3 protein-coding genes and 1 pseudogene are annotated in these 3011 nt (G+C 57.9%); all 4 read right to left on the bottom strand.

Annotated features, from left to right (window positions below; all coding sequences use genetic code 11):
- Positions 1-136: 136 nt before the first annotated feature.
- On the bottom strand, positions 137-328 hold the full coding sequence (locus Q0063_RS14580; protein ID WP_297872677.1) for a hypothetical protein: 192 nt from the start codon (positions 326-328) through the stop codon (positions 137-139).
- Between the two features lie 65 nt (positions 329-393).
- Complete coding sequence (locus Q0063_RS14575; RefSeq protein ID WP_297872676.1) at positions 394-1227, bottom strand: ParB/RepB/Spo0J family partition protein; 834 nt, start codon at positions 1225-1227, stop codon at positions 394-396.
- Positions 1228-1254: 27 nt separating this feature from the next.
- Positions 1255-2220 (bottom strand): MobV family relaxase, encoded by a 966-nt coding sequence (gene mobV / locus Q0063_RS14570; RefSeq protein ID WP_297872675.1) that lies wholly within the window; start codon positions 2218-2220, stop codon positions 1255-1257.
- A 325-nt stretch (positions 2221-2545) separates the two neighbouring features.
- Positions 2546-3011: pseudogene (locus Q0063_RS14565) on the bottom strand (ATPase); the annotation flags it as partial.

Raw genomic sequence — 3011 nt, 5'->3', positions numbered from 1 at the left:
GAACCGCAGTCATATGTATTAGGTGGTGACTCCACCCTCTACATAGTAACTCTTGCGTCCTGATACTCTCACTGTCCCCTTGGGCCATATCGTCTTTCGATAGGCGGCAGTAGAGGGCTGTCCGTAAAACACCCATTCAGATGACCTCCTTTTCCTGATTTCTGCCCTTATTGTATTGCGGTTCTTTCAAATTCTCAAAGGTGCGAACAGGGCATTTTCCCCGCCGCACAGCGTCCACCAGCAGGGAGATGAATACCTCACGCATATCCGCGCCGCCCGAATAGACCGGCTGTACTGTTATCTTTGGGCGCACCAATTTTTTTGCCATATCCCTATATCCTCCCATCAAGCGCAGAGGGGGAGCGCCCGCAGGCGTTCCCCCTCGTAAAATTTCTACCGGCTCTCCCGGTTCCGCTTGCGCCGCAATTCCCGTTCCAAAAGACGGATGATGGTTTCCTCCATCTGCTGGGGCGTCGTCCCCCTGGGGAAATACTTCCGCAGCTTGTCCATGCCGATTTTGACGGTTTCTTTCTGATTGCCCTTTTCCTCCGTCATAATGGCGAAAATGGCGTCCATATCAAGCTGTCCCGCCTGGCTCAGCTTCTTCATGCGCTGGGCCTGGGCCAGCGAGGGCGTGGCATCCTCGCTCTCCATCGTGGTGAGCAGATTTTCCTGTTCCTCCTGGGTCAAAAAGGACAACTCCACCCCAGGGGTGAGGGCGATCCTGGCCTCGTCCACCATCTGCAAAATAGGCGGCAATAACTCGGTCAGACGGATAAAGCGGTGTACCGTGGTCTTGCTGACGCCAAAGCCCTTTGCCACAATTTCATCCGTCTGTAACTTCGTACCAACTTGGTTGGAGGTTAAATCGGTGCGGTAGCCCTGCCGCTTCATGGCGTCCAGTTTCATCTTGTAGGCAAAGGCCCGCTCCGATGGGAGGATGTTCTCCCGCTGGATGTTGCTGTCCACAAGGGTGATGATGGCCCGGTCGCGGTCTATGGGCAGAACAAAGGCGGGGACGCTCTCAATCCCCGCCAACTCCGCCGCCCGGACACGCCGCTGTCCCGCTATGACCTCGTAACCGTTCCCGTCCGACCCGGGCCGGGTGAGGATGGGCGCGGCCATGCCAAACTCCTTGATACTCTCCGACAATTCCATAAGCTGTTCATCCTCCACCAAATGAAAGGGATTGCCCGGAAATGGGCGTAAATCCTCTATTTTCAGCACCGTTTATTTCCTGTTTTTCCATCGCGCTTACCTCCCTCTCGGCCTGTCCCTGCCGCTTTTTTGAAGCTCCGCCAGAACTTCGGGCGGTATCAGCTTCACCAGCCGCTCCAACTGCTGATTGGTGCGCTGCAACTCAAAGATACGCTTGTTGGCTTCCTGTACTTTCAATTCCTCCGCATATCGGCTGTCCCGCAGATGGTCGGCGTATTTCTCCGACTGACTGACCCGCTGTTTCAGGCTGTCAATATAATCGCTCTGCTTCTGGATTTCCCGTGAAAACTTCTCCATATCAGGCAGCCACGCGGACAGAAGTGCCAGCGCCCTGTCCCGCTTCTTCCCGGCGTTAAAAGCGTTGATGTCGGACAGGGCCTTTACGATCTCGTCATGCTGTTTATCCAGCCTGCCGCCCAGCTTGAACAGCCACGTGGGGATGTGCTTGCGCCTGGTTATCATGGAGGACTCCCCGCGCTCCAACTCCGGCCACCTGGCTGACATATGGGCATGGTAGGCCGTCTGCCACTCCGACAGGCTCCTTTGGTTGCCCAGCATGGTTTTAGCCGACAGCTTGCCCTCCTTTGTGATGGGGACAAAACAAAGGTGCATATGGGGCGTTTTCTCGTCCATATGCACCACGGCGGAGATGATATTCTGCTTTCCGACACGTCCGGCCGCAAAGTCCAGTGCCGCCGCAAAATAGGCCCTCTGCTCCGCCGGTGGTAGACTGTTCATAAACTCCGGGGACGCTGTGATGAGCGTTTCCACCAGCATCACGCTGTCCCGGCGCACCCGGCACCCCGCCGCCCCCGTCATGCGGTTGATCTCCTTTTTGTAGGTGTACCGGGGCGGGGCGACAAGATGATAATTCTCCCCGGAACGCTCCATGTCAATATCCGGGTTGCTTTTGTACGCTTCTTTCTTCCGCTCGTTGTGGCGCTCACAGGCCGCGACGGAACCGGCCTTGCGCTTCTGGAAGCGCAATATCGCATAGGGCATTGTCATCCCTCCAGTCGAAATGTGTGGGCAGACGGGGGGCGTCCGCCCGTCAGGTTGACAGCGGTGACGGCGGTGACGGTTATTTTGGGATGCCCCCCGCCGCTGTCACCCTGACGGGAGAACACCCCGGAAACGCATAATGCAGGGGTGGGTCTTTCCTCGCTCACCGGCTCGGAACGCGCCACCCCTGCGGCCAAAAAAATCTCCGATTTTTCCAGCTGCGTTTCCAGGGTGTAACACACTACACCTTGCAAGCAAGGCCGTGTGCCAGACGTTCCCTCTGGACTCCCTTTTTGCGGGGCTACGCCCCGCGTGACCCTCCGGGTCACAGGACGGGGGTGACGGCTGTTCCCCTCACTGACGGCATCCCAGATAAACCGTCACCGCTGTCAACGCCGTCACCCCTCGAAAGGACGATGCGCCGCCCCGCCTTGGTGCGGCGGTACACATAGCGGACGTTATTCTGGCGCAGGACGGTGGCGTGGTACTCATTCAGCAGCTTTGTGATGACGTTGGGCGCGGTGTCTGTTTCCCCCATCTGCGTCAAAAGTTCGGTAGCGGTGCCCGACCACTCCCGCCGTCCCTCCATAAAAGCCACCAGCCGAAAAAGAATGGGCGGCACCTCTACCGCCGCAAGCTGTTCCTGGGATTTCCGCTCCACCAGCTCCCAACTGCAATCACGAAAGCGCAGGGTGAACTCCTGGTACTCAATGTCCCTGCCGATGGCGTAGAGAGCGGCGGTGTCGGATGCCCGGTGTTCCTTTTCCAGCACAAAGGTGGCGTCCGCGCTG

Source organism: uncultured Oscillibacter sp. (assembly GCF_947654275.1).
Lineage (GTDB): Bacteria > Bacillota > Clostridia > Oscillospirales > Oscillospiraceae > Oscillibacter.
The sequence above is the reverse complement of the archived record's forward strand: the minus strand, read 5'-3'. Positions and strand labels throughout refer to the sequence as shown.

Excerpts from the sequence above, each read along its gene's own strand:
- Q0063_RS14580 (WP_297872677.1), bottom strand. The coding sequence starts at position 328 with ATGGCAAAAAAATTGGTGCGCCCAAAGATAACAGTACAGCCGGTCTAT.
- mobV (WP_297872675.1), bottom strand. The coding sequence starts at position 2,220 with ATGCCCTATGCGATATTGCGCTTCCAGAAGCGCAAGGCCGGTTCCGTC.